24 protein-coding genes are annotated in these 26,401 nt (G+C 58.7%); 21 read left to right on the top strand and 3 right to left on the bottom strand.

The features are described from left to right. Positions 1 to 2: 2 nt before the first annotated feature. Both crcB (EAV92_RS19440) and crcB (EAV92_RS19435) read right to left on the bottom strand, forming a co-directional pair. Positions 3 to 362 (bottom strand): fluoride efflux transporter CrcB, encoded by a 360-nt coding sequence (crcB, locus tag EAV92_RS19440; RefSeq protein ID WP_123042631.1) that lies wholly within the window; start codon positions 360 to 362, stop codon positions 3 to 5. Next, complete coding sequence (gene crcB, locus EAV92_RS19435) at positions 359 to 757, bottom strand: fluoride efflux transporter CrcB (protein WP_123042630.1); 399 nt, start codon at positions 755 to 757, stop codon at positions 359 to 361. Before crcB (EAV92_RS19435) ends, crcB (EAV92_RS19440) begins: the two co-directional genes overlap by 4 nt. 250 nt (positions 758 to 1,007) lie before the next feature. Between crcB (EAV92_RS19435) and EAV92_RS19430 the strand changes: the two genes are divergently transcribed. The 17 genes from EAV92_RS19430 (at position 1,008) to EAV92_RS19350 (ending at position 22,539) form a co-directional block, all read left to right on the top strand. Then, positions 1,008 to 2,021 carry an LCP family protein gene (locus EAV92_RS19430; protein WP_123043816.1) on the top strand — a complete coding sequence of 338 codons (1,014 nt, stop codon included), beginning with the start codon at positions 1,008 to 1,010 and terminating at the stop codon, positions 2,019 to 2,021. A gap of 120 nt (positions 2,022 to 2,141) precedes the next feature. Next, the gene (locus tag EAV92_RS19425) at positions 2,142 to 2,582 is read left to right on the top strand and encodes a CBS domain-containing protein (protein WP_123042629.1); all 441 of its coding nucleotides are present in this window, start codon (positions 2,142 to 2,144) and stop codon (positions 2,580 to 2,582) included. A 137-nt stretch (positions 2,583 to 2,719) separates the two neighbouring features. Beyond that, entirely contained in the window at positions 2,720 to 3,583 is an 864-nt protein-coding gene (locus EAV92_RS19420; protein WP_123042628.1) for a LysR family transcriptional regulator, read from the top strand. Between the two features lie 158 nt (positions 3,584 to 3,741). Beyond that, complete coding sequence (locus EAV92_RS19415; RefSeq protein WP_164472859.1) at positions 3,742 to 4,647, top strand: DUF2232 domain-containing protein; 906 nt, start codon at positions 3,742 to 3,744, stop codon at positions 4,645 to 4,647. Positions 4,648 to 4,716: 69 nt separating this feature from the next. Then, complete coding sequence (locus EAV92_RS19410; RefSeq protein WP_123042626.1) at positions 4,717 to 6,687, top strand: DHH family phosphoesterase; 1,971 nt, start codon at positions 4,717 to 4,719, stop codon at positions 6,685 to 6,687. After that, entirely contained in the window at positions 6,684 to 7,127 is a 444-nt protein-coding gene (gene rplI / locus EAV92_RS19405) for a 50S ribosomal protein L9 (RefSeq protein ID WP_123042625.1), read from the top strand. The genes EAV92_RS19410 and rplI overlap by 4 nt, the downstream gene beginning before the upstream one ends. A 4-nt stretch (positions 7,128 to 7,131) precedes the next feature. Next, positions 7,132 to 8,487: a replicative DNA helicase gene (gene dnaB, locus EAV92_RS19400; RefSeq protein ID WP_123042624.1), complete on the top strand. Its 1,356-nt coding sequence runs from the start codon at positions 7,132 to 7,134 to the stop codon at positions 8,485 to 8,487. 226 nt (positions 8,488 to 8,713) lie between these two features. After that, positions 8,714 to 9,997: an adenylosuccinate synthase gene (locus tag EAV92_RS19395; RefSeq protein WP_123042623.1), complete on the top strand. Its 1,284-nt coding sequence runs from the start codon at positions 8,714 to 8,716 to the stop codon at positions 9,995 to 9,997. Between the two features lie 295 nt (positions 9,998 to 10,292). Beyond that, on the top strand, positions 10,293 to 13,331 hold the full coding sequence (locus EAV92_RS19390) for an efflux RND transporter permease subunit (RefSeq protein WP_123042622.1): 3,039 nt from the start codon (positions 10,293 to 10,295) through the stop codon (positions 13,329 to 13,331). A gap of 133 nt (positions 13,332 to 13,464) precedes the next feature. Beyond that, the gene (locus tag EAV92_RS19385) at positions 13,465 to 14,391 is read left to right on the top strand and encodes a glycoside hydrolase family 43 protein (protein ID WP_123042621.1); all 927 of its coding nucleotides are present in this window, start codon (positions 13,465 to 13,467) and stop codon (positions 14,389 to 14,391) included. 111 nt (positions 14,392 to 14,502) lie between these two features. Then, entirely contained in the window at positions 14,503 to 15,192 is a 690-nt protein-coding gene (locus tag EAV92_RS19380; protein WP_123042620.1) for a hypothetical protein, read from the top strand. 174 nt (positions 15,193 to 15,366) lie between these two features. Further along, positions 15,367 to 16,836: a peptidoglycan DD-metalloendopeptidase family protein gene (locus EAV92_RS19375; RefSeq protein ID WP_123042619.1), complete on the top strand. Its 1,470-nt coding sequence runs from the start codon at positions 15,367 to 15,369 to the stop codon at positions 16,834 to 16,836. Positions 16,837 to 16,984: 148 nt separating this feature from the next. Beyond that, positions 16,985 to 17,728, top strand: a complete 744-nt coding sequence (yycF, locus tag EAV92_RS19370) for a response regulator YycF (protein ID WP_123042618.1) — start codon at positions 16,985 to 16,987, stop codon at positions 17,726 to 17,728. Next, positions 17,725 to 19,554 (top strand): cell wall metabolism sensor histidine kinase WalK, encoded by a 1,830-nt coding sequence (walK, locus tag EAV92_RS19365; RefSeq protein ID WP_123042617.1) that lies wholly within the window; start codon positions 17,725 to 17,727, stop codon positions 19,552 to 19,554. Before yycF ends, walK begins: the two co-directional genes overlap by 4 nt. Next, the gene (gene yycH, locus EAV92_RS19360) at positions 19,551 to 20,879 is read left to right on the top strand and encodes a two-component system activity regulator YycH (protein WP_123042616.1); all 1,329 of its coding nucleotides are present in this window, start codon (positions 19,551 to 19,553) and stop codon (positions 20,877 to 20,879) included. Before walK ends, yycH begins: the two co-directional genes overlap by 4 nt. Before the next feature lie 52 nt (positions 20,880 to 20,931). Continuing rightward, a complete protein-coding gene (yycI, locus tag EAV92_RS19355) occupies positions 20,932 to 21,696 on the top strand; it encodes a two-component system regulatory protein YycI (protein ID WP_123042615.1) in 765 nt (254 codons plus the stop codon). Between the two features lie 39 nt (positions 21,697 to 21,735). Beyond that, on the top strand, positions 21,736 to 22,539 hold the full coding sequence (locus EAV92_RS19350) for an MBL fold metallo-hydrolase (protein WP_123042614.1): 804 nt from the start codon (positions 21,736 to 21,738) through the stop codon (positions 22,537 to 22,539). 10 nt (positions 22,540 to 22,549) lie between these two features. Here EAV92_RS19350 and EAV92_RS19345 read toward each other — a convergent pair whose 3' ends face one another. After that, positions 22,550 to 22,750, bottom strand: coding sequence for a hypothetical protein (locus tag EAV92_RS19345; protein ID WP_123042613.1), 201 nt, complete (start codon positions 22,748 to 22,750; stop codon positions 22,550 to 22,552). A gap of 161 nt (positions 22,751 to 22,911) precedes the next feature. Here EAV92_RS19345 and EAV92_RS19340 point away from each other — a divergent pair, with 161 nt between their 5' ends. From EAV92_RS19340 to EAV92_RS19325, 4 genes are all read left to right on the top strand, one after another. Continuing rightward, entirely contained in the window at positions 22,912 to 24,219 is a 1,308-nt protein-coding gene (locus EAV92_RS19340; protein WP_123042612.1) for a S1C family serine protease, read from the top strand. A 42-nt stretch (positions 24,220 to 24,261) separates the two neighbouring features. Next, positions 24,262 to 24,429 (top strand): CxxH/CxxC protein, encoded by a 168-nt coding sequence (locus tag EAV92_RS19335; protein ID WP_123042611.1) that lies wholly within the window; start codon positions 24,262 to 24,264, stop codon positions 24,427 to 24,429. A gap of 228 nt (positions 24,430 to 24,657) precedes the next feature. After that, positions 24,658 to 25,380: a response regulator transcription factor gene (locus EAV92_RS19330; protein ID WP_123042610.1), complete on the top strand. Its 723-nt coding sequence runs from the start codon at positions 24,658 to 24,660 to the stop codon at positions 25,378 to 25,380. Further along, the gene (locus EAV92_RS19325) at positions 25,377 to 26,396 is read left to right on the top strand and encodes a sensor histidine kinase (RefSeq protein WP_123042609.1); all 1,020 of its coding nucleotides are present in this window, start codon (positions 25,377 to 25,379) and stop codon (positions 26,394 to 26,396) included. Before EAV92_RS19330 ends, EAV92_RS19325 begins: the two co-directional genes overlap by 4 nt. Positions 26,397 to 26,401: the final 5 nt, after the last annotated feature.

The following is a 26,401-nucleotide window of genomic DNA, read 5'->3' as shown; positions in this document are numbered from 1 at the left end:
CGTTATCCTACAATAATCATGCCTGCCCACGCGAGCAGCAACCCCGTAACGACCGATCCCGCTACATAGGCGGCGGCCAGGCCCCAGCGTTTTTGCTCGATCAATTGGACCGTCTCGTAGCCAAAGGTCGAGAACGTCGTATAAGCTCCGCAAAAACCGGAACCGAAGACGAACCAAGCCCATGACGGAACCGTTGTGTTTGCATGCAACGCGTACAGCAGACCCAGCACGAACGAGCCTGAGATGTTGATCAAGAAGGTCCCGAAAGGAAACGTAGAACGAGACTTGGACGCGACCCATTTGCCCAAATAATAACGGGCAAACGCGCCCGCAATGCCTCCGATTCCGATCCATAGAATCATGCCGCCGTTCCCTCCTTCGCCCGCCGTGATTGCCGTTTGGCGACGGTGAAGCCCAGCGCGGTGAACAATACGCCGCCAATCAGACTGGCGAGTACGTACCCGGCCGCAAGCCCAGCGCAACCATTTCGGACGAGATTCACGGTCTCGACGGAGAACGTGGAGAACGTGGTGAAGGAGCCGGTAAATCCGGTGCCGATGCCTATTCGGACGGCAGGAGAGACGCGGATACGGTAAAGCACGATCGTAAAGAACCAACCCAGAAACAAACATCCAAGCAGGTTAATCGATAAAGTGGCGGTGGGGAATCCGGCCGGAGAAGCCCCGATCCATTGTCCGATTCCATACCTGCATAAAGTTCCGATAAAAGCCCCAATGGCTAGCGCCAATGCAACCAAGAATGCCCCCTCCTCCCTGCACGGTACCTCTTAAAACTAAGCCAAGCCGCGTTTTTTGACAACCTCGCTCCCCATTTTCGCGGGCCCACTCATTAACAATTTTTCACGAAGGCATAAGAAACAGGCAAAATGTCGTAACAATAAGCAACTTAGATCCGTGTTTCATCGTATATATGGGGTCCGCAATCCGCTTGCAGAAGCGGGAAGAGGCCATTCGGAAAGCGAGTGAAGACTTGCTGTGCATAAATTTATGAAAATGAAATCGGTCTGGATTACGCTGGCGGTACTGCTGGTCGGAGCCGGTCTGGGCTATGCCAACCGAGGCACGCTGGCCGCCTGGGGTTACGATACGTTCCTGTCCAAACAAGTGGAGAAGAAGCTGGAGAAATCCTACGTCCCCTTAACCGGACGCAACCCCGCGACCACGACCTCGGTCAATGAGGAAGTCAAAATCGCGGAGAATCCGTTCAGCGTGCTCCTCATGGGAGTAGACGCGAGAGGCCAGGAGAGAGGCCGGTCCGACACACTGATTTACACCGTCGTGCGCCCCAATGACGGCCGAGTGCTGATGCTGTCCATTCCGCGCGATACCTATGCCGATATTGTGGGTAAAGATTTCAGGGATAAAATCACGCATGCCTACGCCTACGGAGGTCCGGAGATGGCGCTGAACAGCGTAGAGAAACTGCTGGACGCGAGAATCGACCATTATGCGTCGATCAATTTCCAAGGCTTCGTCCAAGTCGTAGACACGTTGGGAGGCATCCCGCTGCCGATTACCGAAGATATCGTCAACAAAGGCCAGGATCACGAGAAGTTCACCATCAAGGCGGGCCAGTCCAGCTATGACGGCAAGGACGCCCTGAATTTCGTCCGGTACCGCGAAGACGCGGGGGATGACGTGTCGAGAACGGAACGGAACCGGCAATTCATCGAGGCGCTGATCCACAAAGCTTCTTCGCTGCAGCAATGGACCAAGATTCCGGAAGTCCTCGGCATCATCGGGGACAATTTCCGCACCGACATCCTGCCTTCGGACATGACGGATCTGGCCAAGCGGTTTCTGCAAACCGACCATCGCATCGTAAGCTACACGCTGCATGGGGAAGGCAAACGGATGGGCGAGAACAACCTTTGGTACTATGTGGCGGACGAAGCGGACCTGAACGCCGTGAAAACGACGATCGCCGCCTGGCTGAATCCGGATACGCCGGAATCGCAGCTGACCGCGCCTTCCACGGACACGAATGCGTATGCCGATTAATCGGCGGAAAAAGGCATCCTTGGGGATGTCTATCATGGTGGGGAGGCTCGGCCCCGTGCTATAATGGGGATGGCCGTTGCCAATCCGCTTCGGTTTCCGCCACAGTAAGGAGAGGAAAAGATGAACATCGCCTTTTTTCTTCTGCCTAAGCAGGAAGTCGTCTGCGTGACGGAAAACGCGACTTTCAGGCAGACCCTAGAGAGAATGGAACATCACCGTTACACCGCCGTTCCCGTGATCAGCGAGAAGGGCGAGTACCGGGCGACGGTGACGGAGGGAGACCTCCTGTGGTTTTTGAAGAACAACCCGGAATTGTCTTTCGATCAGCTTCACCGCGTATCGCTGTCCGAAGTGCCGCTTCGGATGAACAACCGCTCCGTCCGCATCGACGCGGACATGGAGGACTTGATCACGCTCGCCAAGACCCAAAACTTCGTTCCCGTCGTGGACGACATGAACCATTTCATCGGTATCGTCCGCCGAAGCGACATTATCGATTACTGCGAGAAGCTGTTGCTTCCCGGAAGCAAAACGGAAGCCAAGCTGATGAAAGAAGCCTAGAAGACGAACACCGCGCGGACCGCGCAGGAAACGCCCATAGCTGCACGATCGAACAGCCGCCAGGCGGAATCCGAAAGCTCGGTACCGCAGGCGGCTGTTTTCATGATTTTATAAGAGGTAACGGGAAGGATGCAGACATGAATCTCGACTATTGGCGAGCTTTTCTCGAGACGGCCCGTACGGGCAGCATGGCCAAAGCCAGCGACAAGCTGGGGCTGACTTCTCCTGCGTTGGGCAAGCAGATCCGGGCGCTGGAAGGCTATTACGGATCGCCTTTGTTCATCCGGTCGAGCTCGGGCGTCGAGCTGACTTCGGAAGGACGGCTGCTGCTCGCCAGGCTTCAACCGCTCGTGGAAGCGCACGAGAACCTGATGGAAGAACTGCGGAGTCTGCAGCTATCCGCAAAAGCCGTGACGATCGGCACGATTCCGAGCTTGTCCCAGCATTATGTTCCGGAAGTTTACCTCAGCCTTCAAAATGCCGGATACCGGGTAAACGTGGAAGTGCGCCACACCTCCCAGGAAGTGTTGGAGCTGCTGGCCGCACGGAAGGCGGACGTTGCGCTGGCGGAAAGTTCGTCCGTCGCTTCTTCGCTCTGGTCCAAAGAAATGATTCGGGAGCCGTACCACCTCGTGATGCCTTCCGGCGATCCGCTCGCGGACCGCGAATCGCTGTCGCCGGAGGATTGGGCGGGAATGCCGCTGGTGGTGTATCCGGAATCCTGTTCCATCCGCAGAACGGTGGAAGGCCGGCTTCTGCGGCACGGGCTTGCCTTGTCCATCGGCAAGGAGATCGGCTTCGGCGAATCCGCCGGCGCCTATGTGGCCGCCGGAGCGGGCATGGCCGTCATCCCTCTCCGGACCGCCGGGCAGCTCGCCGATCCCCGTCTGAAAGCCGTGCCGATGACCGGGTTCCCGGAGGAGAGATCCGTGTCGCTGATCGCCCGTACGGCGCAGGAAGCGAAGCCGCTATTGAGGCACTTCGCGTTTGCTTTCCGGTAACGCGAAGGTCCGCATGGTTTCGTTTCGCCGGTCATAGGATAGAGGACGATAGGACGCTTGATTTTTGTGGGGATCCCCTTGTTTTGTGTTATAATGAAATTTGCAGCTTTTACGGAAAGAAACCGGACAAGCTCACATAGATGCAAGGGGTGACCCCTTTGAATATTGGCTGGAAGTCGCTGGTCTGGAGCTTTATCGCGTTGCTGCTTCTGCTGTCGATACCGACGCCGCTGAACGCCTTGACGCTCTTCTTGCTCATGACGCCGTTCGTAATCCTGTTCACGACGCTGAGGCCGGCCGTGTTCGCAGGCCATGCCGCGGTCATCGCGGCTGCGGCATACTTGCTCAGCGGAGCCTACGGACCGCTGGCGCTGACGCTGATGATCTTTTTCCTCGTACCTTCGATCGTGATGGGGTTTCTGTACAAGAAAAGGCGAAAAGCTTGGTCGATCGTATTGGCCGGGTTCCTCGTCATTCTGGCGCAATTGCTGCTTGAGCTCGTCCTGTTCTCGCTGCAGTTCCGGATCGACCTGTCTGCGGAGCTCGCCGCGCTGATTCAGAATTCGCTGACGCAATTCGAAACGAGCGGCATGATGCCGGCCGGATGGGCCGCGAATACCGCGTCCGATCTCGGCGACGCGATCGTGACGATGCTGCCGCTTTTGCTGCTGTTGTCCTCGTTCCTGTTCGCGATCATCACACACGGGCTTACCCGCGCCGCAATGAGCCGCGCCGGCGTTCAGCTTCCGGCGTTGCCGCAGGCGAAGACTTGGAGATTGCCGCGAAGCCTGGTGTGGTATTACTTAATCGGCTTGGTCATTTCTTACGCGGTGCCCGCTGACGGAGGGGGTTTCTGGACGGTCGTCAGCGCGAACCTGGTGCCGCTTCTCCGGTTCGCCTTCACGGTACAGGCGATCGGGTTTTTCTTTTTCCTGGCGGACGCGAGAAAATGGTCCAAAGTCGTCCCCGTTCTGATCGCGGTGCCGATCGTGCTGTTTCCGCCGTTTTATCTGATCGGATTGCTGGACGTGGCGTTCCCGCTGCGTCGTTACTTTGTGAAATAGGATCGGCCGGTTACACGTTTCCCAAGCGCATGGAACGACCGGATCTGGGTGACGGGAGCGAAGTGGAACATGCCCAAGTTTCTCGTGAATCGATGGCACGGCATGCATATCGTGTGGGCGCTGGTGCTGATTTTCGTGCTGACGGTGGCGCTGACATGGTACCAATGGGTGCTTGGCCTGCTCGGCCTGGTGCTCGGCGGGGCCGTCGGCGTGTTCGGGGTGTTGGCGGAGCGGGCATTCCGCAAGGACTTGAACGATTACGTCCTTACGTTGACTTACCGCATGAAAGGCGTCGGGCACGATGTGATCGGGAACCTGCCTTTCGGCATCATTTTGTACAACGAAGACAAAGACGTCGAATGGCATAACGCCTTCGTCGGGACGGTCATGGGCCGTCCGTCGGTCGTCGGCGAGCCGCTCGGGCAGCTGTTCCCCGTCCTCATGCAAGCCAAGGACAAAGACAAGGAAACGCCCCCTATCGAGACCTCCATCGGCGGGCGCGTGTACGAGCTGATTTTCCGGCCGCAGGAGCGGATGCTATACGTCCGCGATTTGACGGACATGTGGACGCTGAAGAAGCGCTACGAGGAAGAGAAGCTGGCGCTCGGCATCGTCATGATGGACAATCTCGAAGAGGTGGCCCAAGGCATGGACGAGCAGCAGCGGGCGCTGATGCTGTCCAAGGTGACCGGAGAGATCAACGAGTGGGCGCTCCGGTATGGCCTATTCCTGCGCCGGCTGTCTTCGGACCGCTACATGGTCATCGCCAATCAGGGCTCTCTCAAGCAGTTGGAGCAATCCCGATTCGAGCTGCTGGATGAGGTCCGCGAGATCACCATGGACCAGAAGCTTCCGATGACGCTCAGTATCGGGTTCGCTTCAGGCAACGACAACGTGATCGAGCTCGGCCATCTGGCGCAAACCAGCCTCGACATCGCGCTCGGACGAGGGGGCGACCAAGCGGTCGTGAAGGTCGGCCAGCGGCAGAACTTCTACGGCGGCAAGAGCAACGCGGTCGAGAAGCGCACGAGGGTTCGTGCCCGCGTCATCGCGCACGCGCTGCGGGATCTCATGAAAGAGAGCGATAACGTCGTCATCATGGGGCATAAGATGCCCGACATGGACTCCGTAGGAGCCGCGATCGGCGTGCTGAAAGCCGCGCAGCTGCACGGCAAGGAAGCGTTCATCGTGCTGGAAGGCGTGAACCCGTCGATCCAGCGCCCGATGGAGCTGGTGAAAGAGGACGAGAAGCTGTACCGGCGGTTCATTTCGCCCGATCAAGCATTGGGCCTCATGGGCAAGCGGTCGCTCGCCGTCGTGGTCGACACCCACCGGGCGACGATGGTGGCGGAGCCAAGGCTGCTGCAGCAGACGGACCGGATCGTCATCATCGACCATCACCGCAGAAGCGAAGAATTCATCGACGACGCCGTGCTCATCTATATGGAGCCCTATGCGTCGTCGACATGCGAGCTTGTCACCGAGCTCCTGCAATATATCCACGAACGCGTCGTGCTCGATGTACGGGAAGCGACGGCTTTGCTGGCCGGCATTACCGTCGACACGAAGAGCTTCTCGTTCAGGACCGGCTCGCGCACGTTCGAAGCGGCATCGTTCCTGCGCCGCAACGGAGCGGATTCGATGCTGATCCAACGGATGCTGAAAGAAGACCTCGAAGAATACATCCGTAAAGCGGAGATTATCCGCCACGCCGAAATTTTCCGCGAATCCGTGGCGATCGCGGCGGCCGACAACGGCAAGCAAGTGCCGCAGCTGCTCATCGCGCAAGCCGCGGATACGCTGCTGAACATGACGGGCGTCAAAGCTTCGTTCGTCATCGGACTTCGACCGGACGGTTTGGTCGGCATCAGCGCCCGCTCGCTCGGCCAGATCAACGTACAAGTGATCATGGAGAGAATGGGCGGCGGCGGACACCTGACGAACGCCGCGGCGCAGATGCAGGGCACCGTAACGGAAGTCGCCAAGAAGCTGAAGAAAATTTTGAAAGAAATCGAAGGGGAAGAGGGGTTTCCGGAATGAAGGTCATTTTCTTGCAAGACGTGAAGGGCCAGGGGAAAAAAGGCGAAGTCAAAGAGGTATCCGAAGGTTACGCGCGCAATTTCCTTCTCCCGAAAGGACTCGTGCAGATCGCCACGACAGGAGCCGCGAAGACGATCGAGCAGATGAACGCCGCCGCGGACAAGAAGAAGGAGCGCGAGAAGCAGGAAGCGCAAGCGCTGGCCGCCAAGCTGTCCGAGATGACGGTCGTCATCAAGGCGAAAGCCGGCGAGGGCGGAAGGCTGTTCGGCGCGATCACGAGCAAGCAGATCGCCGAGGCGCTGGAGAAGCAGAAGATCGTCATCGACAAACGCAAAATCGAGCTGAACGAGCCGATTCGCACGCTTGGCGTGACCAAGGTTCCGCTTAAGCTTTACCCGGAAGTAAAAGGTACGCTGAGCGTACAAGTGTCGGAGGAATGATTCCATGAACGCGAACGCGGAAACGTTTGTATTCGACCGCGTACCCCCGCAAAACCTGGAAGCCGAACAAGCCGTGCTGGGCGCCATCCTGCTGGAAGCGGAGGCGCTCATTACGGCCATGGAACGGCTGCGCACGGAAGATTTCTACAGCGTGTCGCACCAGCGGATTTTCGACGCGATCATCTCGCTGAACGAAGACAACCAGCCGCTTGACCTCATTACGCTCACCGCCCGGCTTCGGGACCAGGGAGAGCTGGAAGAGGTCGGCGGCGTCAGCTATTTGGCGAAGCTGATCGGTGCGGTTCCGACGGCGGCCAACGTGGAATACTATGCCCAGATCGTTGAAGAGAAGTCGATGCTGCGGCGGTTGATCCGAACGGCCACGAACATCGTCACGAACGGTTACGCGGAAGGCGACGACGTCGGCGCGTTGCTGAGCGAAGCCGAGGCCAAGATCATGGAGCTGTCCAACCGGCGTTCCACGACCGGCTTTATCAGCATCCGCGACGTTCTGATGGACGTGTTCGAGCGGGTCGAGCACCTGTACAACCACAAAGGCGGCGTAACGGGAATTCCGACCGGTTTCCCGGACCTGGACAAGATGACTTCCGGTTTTCAGCGGAGCGACCTCATCATCGTCGCCGCGCGTCCTTCCGTCGGCAAGACGGCGTTCGCGCTCAACATCGCGCAGAACGTGGCCGTACGCGCCGGCGAGACCGTCGCCATTTTCAGTCTCGAGATGTCGGCCGCCCAGCTCGTGCAGCGGATGATTTGCGCCGAATCGAACGTGGACGCCGGCCGGATGCGGACAGGCAACCTGGAAGGCGACGATTGGGAGAAGCTGTCCATGGCCATCGGCTCGCTGTCCGAGGCGCAGATCTACATTGACGATACGCCGGGCATCACGGTCGCGGACATTCGCGCCAAGTGCCGCCGGCTCAAAAAAGAGAAAAACCTCGGCATGATTCTCATCGACTACCTGCAGCTCATCCAGGGCCGTGGCAAAGCCGGCGAGAACCGTCAGCAGGAAGTTTCCGAAATATCGCGTACGCTCAAGATGATCGCGCGGGAACTGGAAGTGCCGGTCATCGCGCTGTCGCAGCTGTCCCGGGGCGTCGAGCAGCGGCAGGACAAGCGGCCAATGATGTCCGACTTGCGGGAATCGGGCTCGATCGAGCAGGACGCCGACATCGTCGGGTTCCTGTACCGGGACGATTACTACGACAAGGAAACCGAGAAGAAGAACATCATCGAAATCATCATCGCGAAGCAGCGGAACGGTCCGGTCGGCACCGTCGAGCTCGTGTTCCTGAAGCAGTTCAACAAATTCGTCAGCTTGGATAGACAGCACGCGGGTTAAGGGACTGCAAGCGGATTTGCCCCCGACGACCAAGCAATTTCCGAACATTAAAATAGGCACCCGAGGAATTGTTCGCTTCTTGCGTTGACTTCCCCGGGTGCAATTGATACACTTAACATGCCCCGGGCATCGCCGGCGGCAGGGCTCTGCATGCCCTGCGTTTCGCGAAGGCTTAGCGGGCATTATTATACCGGCGGCAGAACATACGCCGGGCGGAGGGATGGCCTTGTCTACAGTCGTCGTAGTAGGGACGCAGTGGGGAGACGAAGGAAAAGGGAAAATCACCGATTTTCTCGCCGAGAAAGCGGACGTCGTCGCCCGTTACCAAGGCGGCAATAATGCCGGTCATACGATTTTGATCCAAAACAAAAAGTATAAGCTGACGATGATTCCGTCCGGCATCTTCAACCAAAACAAGCTGTGCGTCATCGGCAACGGCATGGTCATCAACCCGGCCGCGTTGGTGGAAGAAATCCAATACATCATCGACAACGGTTTTTCCGTCGACAATTTGAAAATCAGCGACCGCGCCCACGTAATCATGCCTTACCATCTCGTGCTGGACGCGCTCGAAGAAGACCGCAAAGCGGACAATAAAATCGGCACCACCCGCAAAGGGATCGGTCCGGCTTACATGGATAAAGCGGCGCGCAACGGCATCCGCATCGCCGACCTGATGGTCGCCGAAGAGTTCACGGAGAAAGCCCGCCGCCTCATCGCGGACAAGAACCAGATCATCACCCAAATGTACAACGGACAGCCGCTGGAAGCGGAAAGCATCATTTCGGAATACTTGGCGCTGGCCGAGAAGCTTCGTCCGTACGTGACCGATACGTCCGTCGTGCTCAACGACGCGATCGACGACGGCAAGAAGGTGCTGTTCGAAGGCGCGCAAGGCGTCATGCTGGATATCGACCAAGGCACGTACCCGTACGTCACGAGCTCCAACCCCTCCGCGGGCGGCGTGTGCATCGGCTCCGGCGTCGGCCCTTCCAAAATCCAGGAAGTCATCGGCGTCGCGAAGGCTTACACGACTCGCGTCGGCGACGGTCCTTTCCCGACCGAGCTGCACGACGAGCTTGGCCAATGGATCCGCGACAAAGGGCATGAATACGGTACCGTAACGGGCCGTCCGCGCCGCGTCGGCTGGTTCGATACCGTCGTCGTCCGCCATGCCCGCCGCGTCAGCGGCATCACGGGCCTGTCGCTTAACTCTCTCGACGTCCTGACGGGGCTGGAGACGGTCAAAATCTGCACGGCCTACCGCTTCCGCGGCGAGTTGATGGAGCACTATCCCGCGAACCTCAAAATCCTCGGCGAATGCGAGGCCGTTTACGAAGTGCTGCCGGGCTGGAGCGAGGACATTTCCGGGGCGAAGACGCTGGAAGACCTGCCGGAGACGACCCGCAACTTCGTCCGACGCGTCTCCGAGCTGACGGGCATCCCGATCGCGATTTTCTCCGTCGGCCGCAACCGCGAGCAGACGAACCAGGTCGCGAAAATCTATTGAGAGTCAAATCAGCGTTAAGAGCACGTTAAATATTCGGATTTCGGAACCGCTTTGGCGAATCTTTAGGTCGCCGGGCGGTTTTTTTGTTGTATGATGGTTGCTGTGTCTCTGGAACATATGACCAATTGTCAGCCGGTCCGGTTCGGACTCCGCCTTAAGTCCAGGTGGGTTTACGTACCCGAGACCATGTTCGCCGTAAGGCCTGCCGATTACAATAAGTTCCAACAGACAGACGTGCCGGCTCGATGCAGCATACGGCAGCCGCACATGAAAAAGAGGAGAGAGTGGAGAGAACATGAAGTTTTTCGCGAATTTTTCCCTGAGAAATCCGGTGGCCATCGTGCTGCTGGTCTTGCTCGTCGCGGTAGGAGGCGTATACTCCGCGTCCCAGTTCCGCCAAGAGCAGCAGCCGGAAGTGAACTTCCCCGGCATCATGGTGCAAGCGGTGTTCCCGGGCGCGGCTCCGAACGAGGTCATGAACCAAGTGACGCTGCCGCTGGAGAAAGTACTCCGGAACGTGGACGGCGTCAAAAACGTCACGTCGCAATCCGCGAACAGCGTCTCCATGCTGCAGCTGGAATTCGGCTACAACGACGACATGAAGAAAAAACAAGAGCTGGTGAAGCAGGCGATCGGGGACGTGAGGCTCCCGGAGAGCGTCGAGAAGCCGAACGTCATGTACTTCTCCACGACGAACCAGCCGATCATGTACACCACCGTCACGGGTCAGAAGGGCATGAGCCCCGAAGAGCTGACCACGCTCGTGAAAAACTCGGTCATTCCGGACCTGGAAGCGATCGAAGGCGTTAACGAGGTACAGGCGATCGGGCTCAAGGACGATGGCGTATACATACGCCTGGATGCTTCCAAAATGGCGGCTCTCGGCATCACCTACGACCAAGTGATGGGCGCGTTGCAAGCGAATAACCTGAGCGTGCCGCTCGGCGAAGTCACGTTGCAGCAGAACAAGCTGCCGGTCTTCGTGCAAGGCGACCTCCGTTCGCTCGAACAGCTGAAGGCATGGAGCCTCACGCCGGACGGCAGCGTGAAGCTGACGGACATCGCGCAAGTGGAACAAGGAAAAGACCTGAGCGTCATCAACCTGACGAACGGCCAGCCGAGCATCACGCTTAACATCGTGAAGACCGGCGCGGCCAATACGGTCGAAGTGGCGGATAAAGTCCTGAAAGTCTATGAGGACGCCGAGAAGGGCGGCCAAATCAAGTCGCTGATCATGTACAACCGCGCGACCGACGTCAAGGAATCGGTCAGCTCGCTGGCCCGCGAAGGCGGACTGGGCGCCTTGTTCGCTTCGCTGCTCATCCTGTTCTTCCTGCGGAATTTCCGCGCGACCTTGATCGCGATCGTCTCGATTCCGCTGTCTATGCTGATCGCGCTGATCTGCCTCAAGTCGTTCACGGACGTGACGCTGAACATCATGACGCTCGGCGGTTTGGCGGTCGCGACCGGCCGGGTCGTGGACGACAGCATCGTCGTCATCGAGAACATCGTGCGCCGTCTGCGCGGCGAGAAAATCAGCAAGGATCTCGTTCTGTCGGCTACGGCTGAAGTGGGAAGAGCGATCACCTCTTCCACGATCACGACGGTTGCCGTATTCGCGCCGCTCGGCTTGCTGCAAGGCATGATCGGCGGATACTTCCGCCCGTTCGCCTGGACCGTCGCTTTCGCGCTGCTGTCTTCCTTGCTTGTGGCGCTCACGGTCGTTCCTCTGATGGCATGGGCTTTGTTACGCAAAACCCAGCCGAAAGCGGAAAAGGAATCCGCCGTCAGCCGCGGTTACAAACGCGTGCTGAAATGGTCGCTCGGCCATAAAGCGACGGTGCTCATTCTGTCTTTCCTTATCTTCGTGGGCAGCCTGGTTCCGATCTTCGCCGGCAAAGTCGGCGTGACGCTGCTGCCGGAATCGGATTACAAATACATTTTCGCCTCGCTTAAGATGCCGAAAGGCACGAGCCTGGATTCGATCCGCGCCGAAGCGGATAAAGTGGACGCAGTCGTACGGAAACACACCGCGGTCGAGAACGCCAGCCTGACGATCGGCGGAAGCATCACGGGAAGCGGCGATGCCGACACCGCGGAATGGTTCATCGGCTTGAAGAGCGATACGGATCTGGATCAATTCAGCGACGAAGTCGGCAAGCAAGTCACCGTTCCGGCCGGCGCGGAATTCAGCCTGATCAAGGATGACATGTCGGGCGGCGGGGCGATCTCCATTACCGTAACCGGCAACTCCACGCAGGACATCCGCACGGCGACGGAACAGATCACCGCGGCGGTCGCTAAGGTCGCGGGCACCAAAAACATCAGCAACAACCTTCAAGACGGAACGAAGGGCATCGCGATCGAAGTCCGGCAGAACGACGCCGCCAAATACGGCCTGTCCGCGGCCCAAGCTTCGATGCTGCTGCACCCGTTCCTGACGGAAACGAAAGCCGGCACGATCGGAGACGGCGCGAAAGCAAACGATTTGTACCTGGCATTGAACGGGGTCTCCCTGAAATCCGTAGACGATATCGCCGGCTTAAAGCTGCACGCGCCGACGGGCCAGGAAATTTCCGTTCGAGACATCGCGGACGTCAAGGAAGTCCAGCTTCCGAGCACGCTGCAGTATAAAAACGGCGCGGAATACGCGACCGTCTCCGGTAAAATCACGGATAAGAACGTCAACAAAGTCAACGCGGAAGTCGAGAAAACGCTGAAAGCGTTGAAGCTCCCGGCCGGTGCCGACTACACGACGGGCGGCAGCAACGCGGACATCCAGCAGATGATGAAGGATATGTTGATGGCCATGTTGGTAGCCGTGGGCATGGTTTACATCGTGATGGTCATCGCCTTCCGCGAAGGCCGCGCGCCGCTGGCGGTGCTGTTCTCCCTGCCGTTCGCCCTCATCGGCGGATTGGTCGGCACGCTGATCGGCGGCGAGCCGCTGTCGGTCTCCAGCATGATCGGCTTCCTGATGCTGATCGGCATCGTCGTCACCAACGCGATCGTACTGCTCGAACGCGTGCACCAGCAGATCGAGCACGGCCTGACGATCCGCGAAGCGTTGATCGAAGCGGGAGGCACGCGTCTCCGTCCGATCCTCATGACGGCGATCGCGACGATCTGCGCCCTGATCCCGCTCGCGATCGGCATGGGCGGCGGAAGCATCATCTCGAGCGGCCTGGCCGTCGTCGTGATCGGCGGATTGGCCAGTTCGACGCTCCTCACCTTGGTCGTCGTGCCGGTCATGTACGAACTGCTGTACTTCAAACGCTCGCGCAAGCAGCGTCAAGCAGCGTCTGCCGCACCTGTCGCCGAAGCGGCTGCATAACAAGGAAATGTAAACGAGAAACCGTTCGCCCTTTAAGGCGGACGGTTTTTGCGGTTTAAGGACTAGGGGGGATGCGATTTTTTTCCTATAATAGAGCAGGAAGACAATTCGGTCATGGAATGGAGGAGGCAGCATGAAATCGGGAAATCCGCTTTTCCCCGGCTGGTACGCAGACCCGGAAGCTAGAATTTTCGAGGATCGTTATTGGATTTATCCGACCTATTCCGCCGATTACGAGGACCAGACTTTTTTTGACGCCTTCTATTCGGACGATCTTGTCGTTTGGACGAAATCGGAACGGATATTAGCCGCGGAAGACATAGAATGGGCCAGCCGGGCGGTATGGGCGCCGTCTCCCATCTATGCGAACGGGAGATACTACCTCTATTTCGCCGCGAACGACATCCAGAACGACGAAGAGCGGGGCGGCATCGGCGTCGCCGTCGCACTCCGCCCGGAAGGCCCCTTTCTGGATCCGATAGGCAAACCGCTGATCGACAGGTTCGTGAACGGCGCGCAGCCGATCGATCCGCACGTTTTCATCGACGACGACGGTACGCCGTATTTGTTTTACGGCGGATGGGGCCGCTGCAACGTCGTGAGATTAAACCGCGATATGACCAGCCTGGACACCCACGATAACGGAGAGACGTTCATCGAGGTGACGCCGTCGGGTTACGTCGAAGGTCCCTGCATGCTGAAGCGGCAGGGCCGCTATTATTTCATGTGGTCGGAAGGCGGATGGGGCGGACCCCACTATTCGGTCGCTTACGCGGTTGCCGACACTCCGATCGGGCCTTTCGAGCGGATCGGAAAAATCTTGTCCGCCGATCCGGAGGTCGCGACGGGCGCCGGCCACCACGGGTTTCTGAATGTACCCGGGACTGACGATTGGTATATGATCTATCACCGGCGTCCTTTGGAAGAGTCGGCAGCCAATCATCGCGTCGTCTGTATCGAGCGCATGGAGTTCGAAGATGACGGGACGATCCGTCCGGTGAAGCTTACGTTCGAAGGCGTCGGGCCTCAGCTCTTGCCGCCGCGCCACCCCGGCGAATAGCCGGAAATCGCTCTATCGCCGCCCGCCTGTGCTTTTCCACACGGTTAAAAGCCGATAGGTTTGTCCATACTGAAATCTATGAAAAGAAGATGGAAAACAGGTGGTAGCGGCATGTGGTGGAAATGGATGAACTGGGCGGCGAAGACGCTGGCGACGGCCCTGCTGCTCAGCTTCCTCAGCATCTGGACGACGGGTTATATCGTGAACAGCTATATGGAATCGCTGCTGAAGCAGCTCGACCTGCCCCTTCAGACGCAGCCTTTCGCGCTGTCCGGCGTCTGGGGCCGGCTGTGGGGCGCACATCCTGAGCCGACGGCCGCCGCGGATGCATCCGAAAAGCCGACGCCCTCCCCCGCGTCGACCTCCCCGGAAAACGCAGGCCGCGGAGGCGGAAGCGGGAAAGCCTCTCCCGATCCGAGCCCTAGCGCAAGCGCGAACGCCAACACTAGCACAAGTCCCGGCACAGGCGGCATCGCATCGGGAAGTCCAGGTCCCGGTCTTCCGGATGAGACCCCCTCGGTTTCGGCGTTTAGCGGCAGCACGGCGGAAATGACCGCGGAGCAGCGCCAACTGCTGCGAACGGTCATGGCCAAAATGGACGCCGAACAACTGGCCTTGCTTTCCGACAAGCTGGCCGACGGGCTGACGAAAGCGGAAGTCGAGGAGATCGGAAAATCGATCAAGCCGATTCTGACCGAGTCTGAGTACACCCAAATGATGGAGCTGCTCCAAAGCCGGGAATCCGGGACCGAAGACACCCCCAATCCCCCGGCCGGCGAGGAGCTCGCGCAAAATCCGTAAACCGAGAGTGTGCATTCAAAAACCGCCCCCGATAGGGCGGTTTTGCCATTTTTCGAACATCAAACGTTTGTTTGGTTGTCCGGTCTGTAAGACCTATGTTAAAGTAGGACTCAGGTTTTACCTTGAACGGAAGGCAAATAGGTTCCGAACATCATACGCGTAAAGGAGAAGATCATGGCCGATTTCAGGGGAACGGGCCGAATCCGGAGCGCAGCTGCTGCCGTCAGGGGCAGTCTCCGGCACGTTCGGTCTTACTGCTTGAAAGGAATAACCGTTGTTAATAAGAAAATGCTTCCGAAGTGGAGTCGTTTTGTCGGGCATTACCGCAGTCCCATCGCCGCAACCGCGATCGCCGTTCTTGGCGTCGGAGCGGTTGCCATTGGCGGGCACCAATACGTGAAAGCCCACATGGTGGATTATTACCGGGTTTACGTGAAAGGCGTGCCGGTCGGCACGATCAGTTCCAGCGCCAAAGTCGAGCATTGGCTCTCCGCCAAAGAAGCCGAATTGGACCGGGCGGACACCTCCCTCCTGCAGGCGCTCGACGGCAACCAGGTTACATACCGCCTTGAAAGGGCTTACAAGGCTCGTCCCGGCGACGAGCAAACGCTAGCCGCATTGGCGGGCAAAGTGACGACGCATCCCATTGGCGTGGAAGTCAGGATCGAAGGAAAAACCGTCGGCATCGTCCGGGACCGCGCGACGGCGGAAGAGCTGCTGGACAAAATCAAGCACCAATACGTGCCGAAGGACGCCAAACTCGCCTTCGCCGAAGCGGAAGCCGAAGATTCCGCCGCGGCCGCGCAGCAGCCAAGGGTTCGCACGATGGCGCTGTCGGCGACTGTCGGCGCGAAGAAACCCGCGACAACGGCTCAAACGCCTAAAACGCCCGAGCATCTCGTCACCTCCGTGGACTTCGTCGAGAAGGTCGATCTCCAGGAAGTCGCGCTCGGCGACGGAACGTTAACCGATCCCGATCTTCTCTATGAACGGCTGACCGAGGACAGACCTTCCCCGATGCTGAACGTGCAATCGGTCGAACAGGTGACGCAGGACGAAGTCATCGAGGCGACGATCGAGTACAAGAAGAGCGACGACATCCGGGCGGGCCAATCCAAGATGATCCGCCAGGGACGGGACGGCAAGAAAAGAGTGACGTACCGACTGGTCAAAACCAACGGGGATCTCGCGGAAGAGGAGATCGTCTCCGAGCAAATCCTGGAGAAGCCCGTCTCCACGATCATCCTCAAAGGAACGAAAGTCATTCCGGGAGAGGGTTCCGGCAAATTCATTTGGCCCGTCATCGGGCACCGGATCACGAGCTATCTGGGCGAGCGCTGGGGACGGATGCATAACGGCATCGACATGGTCGGCCGAAGCAACATCATGGCCGCCGATGACGGCGTCGTCGAGTACGCCGGGTATAAGTCCGGGGGCCTCGGCAACATGGTCATCATCGATCACAAGAACGGCTTCAAGACCGTTTACGGGCACATGAGGAGCATCAAAGTCAAGAAAGGCCAGATCGTCGAACAAGGCGAAACGATCGGCATCATGGGCAGCACGGGCCACTCTACCGGCACTCATCTTCATTTTGAAATCCATTTGGACGGCAAGCTCAAAAACCCGACGAGTTACTTATAAGCGCAACGAAGCTTTCTCCGACCGGAGAAAGCTTTTTTCTTGGCCGTAGAATCGGTGCAGGAGATTGTTTCCTTCGTTCTCCCGGCTATGCGGTTATGGTAAGATAGAGTCATGGAAACGAGCTTCCGGAGAAGGGAGGCGTGCAGGCATGCCGGGCAAAATTCTGGTCGTGGACGACGAGCGGCCGATCGCCGATATTCTGAAATTCAATTTGGAAAAAGAGGGCTACGAGGTCGTCTGCGCTTTCGACGGGGAAGCGGCGGTGCGGCTGGCGTTCGAGGAGGATCCCGACTTGATTCTCCTTGATTTGATGCTGCCTATCAAAGACGGTATGGACGTGTGCCGCGAGGTGCGTTCGCGTTTGTCTACGCCCATCATCATGCTGACGGCCAAGGATACGGAGATCGATAAGGTGCTGGGGCTTGAACTCGGCGCCGACGATTACGTGACCAAGCCGTTCGGCACGCGGGAGCTGCTCGCGCGGGTGAAGGCGCACTTGCGGCGCCAGCGGAACCTGGAGGCGCCCCGCGGCAACGACGACAGCGCCCCGCAGGAGACGGAACCGCAGGGAATCAAGCTGTTCAACCTTTTCATCGACACGGACATGTACGTCGTATACAAGAACGGCCAGCCGCTCGATCTCACCCATCGGGAGTTCGAGCTGCTCCACTATCTGGCCCGCAACAGCGGCAAGGTCATGACGCGGGAGCATCTGCTGCAGGCGGTATGGGGCTTCGAATATTTCGGAGACGTCCGCACCGTCGACGTCACGATCCGCCGGCTTCGCGAGAAGATCGAGGATGACCCGAGCCGCCCCGACATCATCATGACCCGCCGCGGCCTCGGCTATCTGATGCGCAGCACGCGCATGTCGGGCGGTCCCCTGGGATGAAGCTTTTTCGGATTTTCCGGAGCATTCAGGCAAAGCTCATTCTGATGGTGCTGATGCTCATCCTGATCGCGGTTCAGCTGATCGGGGTGTATTTCATCAGCACCATGAAGAGCTCGCTGATCGAGTCTTTCACGAGCAACCTGAACTACCAAGCGAACCTGCTGACCAATCTGACGGCCCCTGCGTTGTCCCAACAGGACAAGAGCGGCGGAGCGCTGCAGGAAGCCGGGGACGAACTGAACGCGCTGACCGGGAGCCTCTCCAGCATCAGCGGCGCCGAGATTCAGGTGTTGGACGCCAGCGGACGCGTGCTGACGACGTCCAAAATGACGCAGCCTTCGATCATTGGGCGCAAGAACACTTCGCTGCTCGTCAGCCGTGCGTTGCAGCGCATCCCCGACAACGAGGAAGAAATCATCGACGACGACAACGTCCGCAAGAAAGTGATCGCCAAGCCGGTCATCGCCGGAGGCAAAGTCGTCGGCGTCGTCTATATCACCGCTTCGATGAAAGACCTGTACCAGACAGTCGAGCGGATCAACCGCATTTTCGTCTCCGCGATCCTGATCGCGCTGGGACTCACCGCCTTGCTCGGCGTACTGCTGGCCGGCACGATCACCGCGCCGATCAAGGCGCTCACCCGCCAAGTCACCGAGGTGGCGGAAGGCCGCTTCGACCAGCGGGTTCCCGTGCTGGGCACCGACGAGATCGGGCAGCTCAGCGCCGCGTTCAACGACATGACGGACCGGCTCTCCGAAGCGCTCGCGCTGAACGAAGAGGAGAAGGAGAAGCTCTCTTCGGTCCTGACGAACATGAACGACGGGGTGCTGGCGACGGACGAACTCGGCCGGGTCATCATCACGAACCGCCGCGCGCAAACGCTGCTCGGTTCGGAGAATTGGGAGGGCCGAACGCTGTCCGAAGCGTTGGGCGTGGACAAGGCGCCGATCGCCCAGACTCTCGAAGGCAAGGAATCCTGGCTGCTGCTGCGCAGGGAGGTGGCGGAAGACGAGGACGAGGTTATCGTCCGCGTCACGCTGACGCCGATCCGGCGAAGGGACAAAGGCGTGGCGGGGGCCATCGCCGTGCTTCACGACGTCACCGAGGCGGAGAAGCTGGAGCAGTCCCGCCGCGAGTTCGTGGCGAACGTTTCCCACGAGCTTCGCACGCCGTTGACGACGATCAAGAGCTACGCCGAAGCGCTCGGAGACGGCGCGATGGAGGAGCGCGAGCTGGCGGACCGTTTCGTCGGCGTCATCCGCAACGAGACCGAGCGGATGATCCGGCTGGTCAGCGACCTGCTGCACCTGTCCCGGTTCGACTCCCGCCGCCTGCAGCTCCGCCGCGAAAAGACGAACATGAACGACATGCTGGAAGAGGTCGTCGACCGCTTCTCATTCCAATTGCGCCAGAAGGCGATTACCGCATCGGTGAAAGTCGATGCCAAGCTGGAGCCGGTATGGCTCGACCGGGACGGTATCGACCAGGTGCTGGACAACCTCGTCTCCAACGCCCTCAAATACACCCTCGACGGAGGAACGATCGACCTGTCGGCGGCTCGGACCCCGGCCGGGCTTCTCTCCGTCGTCGTGATAGATACGGGAATCGGCATTCCGAAGAAGGATTTGGAGCGCATTTTCGACCGGTTTTACCGGGTGGACAAGGCCCGCTCGCGCAACATGGGCGGCACGGGCCTCGGCCTGTCGATTGCCCGGGAAATCGTCCGGGCGCACGGCGGCGCGATCTCGCTCGACTCCGAGGTCGGCGTCGGTACCGTCGTGACCGTGACGCTGCCGATCGTGCAGGAAGGAAGTGAGCCGGCATGATGGAGAAGGGCAAATCCGTGCTGCTCGGCTTGCTCGTGGCGCTCAGTCTGGTGCAAAGCTATTTCCTGGCTTACAGCATGCCGAGCCTGGAAGCCAAAGTGAAGCCGAATCAGGATTACGTCCAGACGGAGCCGCTCGGTCCGGAAGAGAAGGTGCAGAACCTGCTGTTCCCCGAAGAGATCGTGCTTCATCTGGGCGGAGACAAGCATACCGTTTTTTACCCGGACAACTCGCCTTACTACGATTTGATCCTGAGCAAACTTCAGGGCAGGGATTTCAAAGGCTTCGAGCGCAGCTCCGTGGACTCGGTCGATTGGGACTTGGTCAGGCGGGAAGACCAAGGCGTCGAGCTGCGGTTCGGCCGGCCGATCCCGTTCAAGCTTCTGCAAGGAGAAGGCGTGTTCAAGCTCGAAACCGACTTTCTCTTCTCGGGCGATTCGATCGACCGGATCTGGATTTTCGTTCGCAAAGACAGCGAAGAGGTGCGCACGTTCTTCTTCAGTTCGGACGGTCGCAACGTCTACGAGTCGCTTCGGGCCGACCTGACGGTGGGCGACGTGGCGACGAACGTCGGGTTCGGCCAGTTCTGGACGCCGTACCAGACGACCGACGGCCAGCTGTATTTGCCGGAGAAGCCGTACTCCTGGCTGACGCAGATGGACGTGCCGATCACCCGCTATACAAGCGAACAGATGCAGACGAACCTGTTTTTCGATCCGGGCATGACGCGGACGATCCAGGAAAACAAAGACGGCAACTTGATCTATACAGACGGCAGGCGAGGGCTCAAAATCGGCGAAAACGGCGGATGGATGTCGTATACCGACCCCGTGGCGCCGACCGAAGGCCAGACCGACTTCATCGACAATGTGACGGGCGCGGTGCGGTTCGTCAATCAGCACGGCGGGTGGAACGGGCAGTACCGCCTGACACTGTCGCCCGAATCGGATGCGGACAACGAAGACAGTGCAGACAGTCTCATCCGCTTTCAGCAATATTACGGCAAAGTGCCGGTGATGCCGGGCAAAGGGTTGACGTTCGGCTACATGCAGCTTCTGCTGCAGCAAGGTACCGTTACCTCGTATGAGAGGTCCTTGCTCATCATGGACGACACCGCGAAAAACCGCACAAGCCGGACATTGCCGGGAGGAGACCCTCTGCGCAGCCTGATCGCGCAAGCCTCTCTCGGATCCAGGGTGATGGCGCTGTTCCCGGCTTACCGGCCGACGCTGGAGAAGGACGTCATCACGCTTCATCCGGTTTGGGCCGTGCGCTTGGCGAACGGCTCCGTGCAGATCGTGGCGGAATCGACCGCCGCGCCGTAAGCCGGAAGCTTCAAACCATAAATCCGCGCAAAAGCGCCAAGGAGGGGAAGGGATGGACTGGAGACGGGCGAAAAGCGTACTGATTCTCGCCTTTCTGATGTTGAACGTGCTGCTTGGCTATCAGCTGTGGACGGAATGGCGCGCCCAAGTGAGTACGTCCGTCGACTGGACGTCTCTTCCCGCGGAGACGCGGCAGATCATGCAGGAGAAGAAAATCCGGATCGACGCGCAAATCCCGGCGGAGACGCCGTCGATGAAGGACTTGTCCTTCAAGCTGAAAGAGCAGCCGGCGAAGGGCGATAAAGCCCGCATCCCGATCGCGAAACCGCCGGAATCCCGAATCGTTTTCAATACGCAGGAGCTTTCGGACGCGCTCGGCGGGACGATTCCGGAGATCGGCAAATACGCCTACGACGACCCCGGCAGCCGGGAAGGCGTCTTCGTGTTGAACCGGATCGTGGACGGGTTCCCGATGTTCGACATCCATCTGGAACTGTACAACAGCGAGCAGCGGATCCAATCGTACCGTCAGGACATCGTCCAGACGCTCGCCTCGGACGTCTCGCAGGAGCAGCGGGTGCTGCCCGCATCCCAAGCGGTCGCGGTCGTCATCAACAACTACCTGCCCGCCAACTCCGTCATCAAGGACATCCGGCTTGGCTATCACGGGCAAATATTTCCTGACGCGGAAACGCAAGTTTCGGCACCCTCGTGGAGGGTTTTGTTAGAAAATGGCGAAGTGTACTATGTACATGCGATCAGCGCGGAAGTCACCACCGGCAAAGGAGAAACGCCTCCGGCGCCGGAGACGAAGTAGAGACTAGAGAGCAATACGGGAGAGAGAAAGGAAACCGCCATGGGCTTACGTTTTACGGTGCTGGCCAGCGGCTCGACGGGCAACGCGACGGTCGTATCTTCGGATGCGGCGACCGTGCTCGTCGATGTCGGGCTGAGCGGCAAAAAAATAGAAGAATTGATGCAGCAACGCGGCGTCGCGGGGAATGAATTGGACGCGGTGTTCGTGACGCACGAGCACTCGGACCATATCAAGGGCCTCGGGGCGTTCGCCAGGAAATTCGAATTGCCGGTTTACGCGAACGAGAAAACGTGGGCGGCCATGCACAAGCACGTCGGCGAGCTGCCCGACCACCAGCGCAAGGTGCTGGACACGGACAGCGCGATGGAATTGTTCGATCTCAAGATCGAATCGTATGCGATCTCCCACGATGCGGCGGAGCCGGTCGGCTATTGCTTTGAATCAGGCGGACGCAAACTGAGCCTCGCGACCGACATGGGCTACATGAGCGATAAGGTCATGGCCAAGCTGATGGGCTCCGACGTCATCGTACTCGAATCCAACCATGACATCGAGATGCTGAGGATGGGCCGATACCCTTGGAACATCAAACGGCGCATTCTCGGGGATACCGGCCACTTATCCAACGAAGCCGCAGGGGAAGCGTTGTGCAGGCTTCTGTCCGGCGCGACCCGCAGAGTCTATTTGGCGCACCTGAGCTTGCAGCACAATCTCATGGATTTAGCCAAACTGACGGTGAATACAGTATTAGAAGACAATGGGTTCTTCTATCAGAAGCACGAGTTCGCCTTATGCGATACCTACCCTGACAAGCCGACGGAGTGGGATCTGCTCAAGGCTTGAAACAGCGGCTTCAGAGCAGGAGCTGACGGTTCAGTTCAGCCTCCATATGGAGCGATTTGTCGCGGATTTCCTCGGGCGTGAGCAAGCCTTTGTCGACGAGCAGCTCGATGAGCGTGCTGAGCGCCAGAAGCTGCCGGTACTGGTCGTCCTTCAAGTCTCCCAAACGGGCGGCGAGATCGAGATAGTGCCAATCATAGGAAGCATTTTGCATAAGTCATCCCTTCCTTTCTTTTCATTGGAAATTCCTTGGTTGTCGGCTTGCCTGCGGGAATCTATTCTATTAGTATTTTAGTCACGGACTATGAAAACATTCCTGTTCATGATAGAAACTTGATTGATCCTGGACATACTCGTAAAGGAGGGAGAAAGACGATGAGCCTGTTCGACGACGATTTTTATTCCACCAAAGCGAAGCGTTCCATCCAGCGTTACGGTCCATCCGGCTCCGGCGGCATGCGCGGCTTGCGCTCCATGTCGACGTTCCGCGTCGCGGTCGTCTCTTCCCTCGTCAGCGCCCTTGCGGTGGTGCTGCTTTTCGTGCTGATCACGGGCGGCAGGGAAGCTTCGCCGGCGGCCATGCCCGCGCTTGCGGGAGGCCAGTCGCTGGTGGAGACCTCGGAGCGGATCATCTCGGCGTCCGAGAAAATCCGGCCCGCGGTCGTCAGCATCATCAACATCACGCAGAAGGCACAGGATCAGCAATCGCAGGACAAAGGAAGCGGCGGGGACGACTCCGGCGACATTCCGGAGAACGCCAGCCTCGGCTCCGGCGTCATTTTCAAGAAGGGTGACGGCAAAGCCTACATCATCACGAACGCGCACGTCGTGAACGACGCCGCGGAAGTGCAGGCGGTGTTGATGGACGGCACCAAGAAGGCCGCTACCATCGTCGGACAGGATACGATCAGCGACTTGGCGGTATTGTCCGTAGACAGCAAAGGCATCGATACGGTCGCCGATATCGGCGATTCGGAGAAGCTTCGCGTCGGCGAGATGGTCATCGCCGTCGGCAACCCGCTCGGCTTCGGCGATTCGGTCACGAACGGCATCGTGTCGTTCCTGCACCGCATCGTGCCGGTTTCGCTGAATCAAGACGGCATCTACGACTGGGAACAGGAAGTCATCCAGACGACGGCGGCGATCAACCAAGGAAACAGCGGCGGCGTGCTCGCCGACCTGAACGGCAATGTGGTCGGCATCAACAGCATGAAAATCGCCGACACGGGCGTGGAGGGGATCGGCTTCGCGATTCCGATCGACACGGTCATGCCCGTCGTGGAGCAGCTGATGGAGAACGGCAAAGTGCTGCGTCCTTATATGGGCGTATTCTCGATGGACTTGGCGACGTACCTGGACAATCCGCCTGCAGACGGCTCGGATTCCGGAACGGATTCGAACTCGGACGAAGGCGATTCCAGTGCTCCGCAGCTTGTCGTTCCGGACGGAGTGAAGGACGGCGCGCTCGTTCTGGAGGCCGTCGGGCCGGCCCAGGAAGCGGGACTGCAGCTGAACGATATTATCACGGCCCTGGACGGCAAGCCGATCAAGGGCACGATGGATTTGCGCAAATATCTGTATAACGAGAAGAAAATCGGGGACTCTCTTACCGTGACCTATTACCGGGACGGCAAGAAAGAAGAACTCAAGCTGACGCTGACGGAGAAAGACAAGGAGCAGTAAGCTCGGTGTCCGGTTGCCGGTAGGAAAGGAACGAACACATTCATGTATTGCGTATGCCGGGAACACGTGGAGCTCGCGATCGACAAATTCGTCGACGAGTACGAAGACGCACCGGATTTAATCAACCTGCAGACGACGACGTTCTCGGATTGGACGGCACCCGCGCGCTGCGATTGGTGTGAAGGGCCGGCGGAAGTGCTGGTCGTTTAAACGAAATAAACAAGAAGCGAAACCGGGGGCGAAAGCCTCCGGTTTTTTGGTGTGTCATTCGTTTTACTGGATTCGCAAGATCTTCGCATTTTATTGACAGGAAACCGACGGGAAACCCGCACGAACTTCAAACCGAATCCGTAACATACGTATCGAAGAGGGGAACGGATGGCCGTGTCGAACTATTTTACGACGGTTTGATTTTATTTCCCGAAAGAAGGCCGCGCCATGCAGCATCCCGAGGAACGAATCCGAATTCTCGTCGTTGATGACGAGGAGCAAATGATTTCTTTCATCGCCACCTATTTGGAAAATGAAAATTATACGGTCCTACGGGCTTCCGGAGGAATCGAGGCTTTGGAACAGCTGAAGCGGGAGCCGGGCCTCGATCTGGTGCTGCTCGATTGGATGATGCCGGGGATGAACGGGCTGGACACCTGCCGCAAAATCCGGGAGTTCTCGCAAATTCCCGTCATTTTCTTGACGGCCAAAGCCGAAGAGGTCGACAAGCTGCTCGGTCTGGAGCTGGGGGCGGACGATTACATCACGAAGCCTTTTTCCTTGCGGGAGTTGGAAGCGCGTATTCGCGTCATCCTACGCAGGGTCAATAAGACGGGGAAAGAAAGCGCGGAATCCGTGAGCGGGGACATCGTGAAGCATGGCAAGCTGACGATCGATTTGCCCAAACACAGGGTTGTTCTGAACGGGCAGCCGATCAGCCTGACGCCGACGGAATTCAAGATTCTCCGAACGTTGGCCCAGTCGCCGGGCAGGGTATACAGCCGGCTCGATTTGCTGGAAATCGCGCTCGGCGAGGAATATTCGGGTTATGAACGGACGATCGATACGCATATTCGAAACATCCGCAGAAAGATCGAAACCGACCTCTCCACCCCCGGTTACATCGTGACCGTTCATGGGGTCGGCTACACGTTCGGGGAAACGCCATGACGTTTCGGACGAAGCTGATCTTGTGGATCGGAGGGTTGGCCTCGTGCGCCTATCTGATCGCCTTGCGGATCGGCCGGCTGTGGGGCGGATCTTCCGAAAACGGCTATACGGGCGCGCTGTTCTGGATGACGGCGTTGTTCGGGCTCGCATTCATTTGGACGATGGCATGGTGGGCGGGACAGAGGCTGGCGGCCCGAATCCGGAGTTTGCTCGGACAAGCGGCAGCGGGGTTTCAACCGGGCGGCTTTCAAGCGATTCGGATCGGCGGCAAGGACGAGGTCGCCGAACTGGCCGCGCTCATGAACCGGTTGGTCGTCGAGAGGATCGCCGGAGACGAGGCCAGAAGCCGGCTCGTGTCGGACTCCGCTCATGAGCTGAGGACGCCGGTGGCAATCCTGAGAGGCCACCTCGAGACGATGCTGAAGGGCGCCGCCGAGCTGAAACGCGAAAACCTCGTATCCTTGCTCGACGAAACGAAGCGGATGTCTCGGCTGATCAGCGAGCTTCAGCAAGTCAGCCTCGCGGAAGCCGGCAAGCTGAAGCTTGACCGCTCCTGGACCCCGATATCTCACATGATCCAAGAGGTCGCGGACATCTTCGCGGTGGAGGCGGAAGACAAGCGCATCAAGCTGACGTGCCGGCTGGAGGAAGACGATGAGGTGTATTGCGACGCAAGCCGCATGAAGCAAGTCATGATTAACCTGATCGGCAACGCGATCCGTTACACGCCCGAACAGGGAAGCGTGGATGTTATTCAGACGATTCAGTTGAACGGCCAAATTCGCGTCGAGGTGTCCGATACCGGACCGGGTATCGCGCCGGAGAAGCTCCCTTATATTTTTCATCGTTTTTACCGCGTGGATGATGCCAGAAACCGGTCGGACGGAGGGACCGGCCTGGGCCTTGCGATCGCAAAGCAGTTCGTGGAAGCGCATGGAGGGACGCTGGAGGTCTCGAGCACGCAAGGGGAAGGGACACGGTTCATTCTCCAGCTGCCGATCTTTCCGGATCATTGATTTTG

It is taken from the genome of Cohnella candidum (genome assembly GCF_003713065.1).
Lineage (GTDB): Bacteria > Bacillota > Bacilli > Paenibacillales > Paenibacillaceae > Cohnella > Cohnella candidum.
Note: the sequence above shows the minus strand (reverse complement) of the source record. Positions and strands in the feature narration are given on the sequence as shown.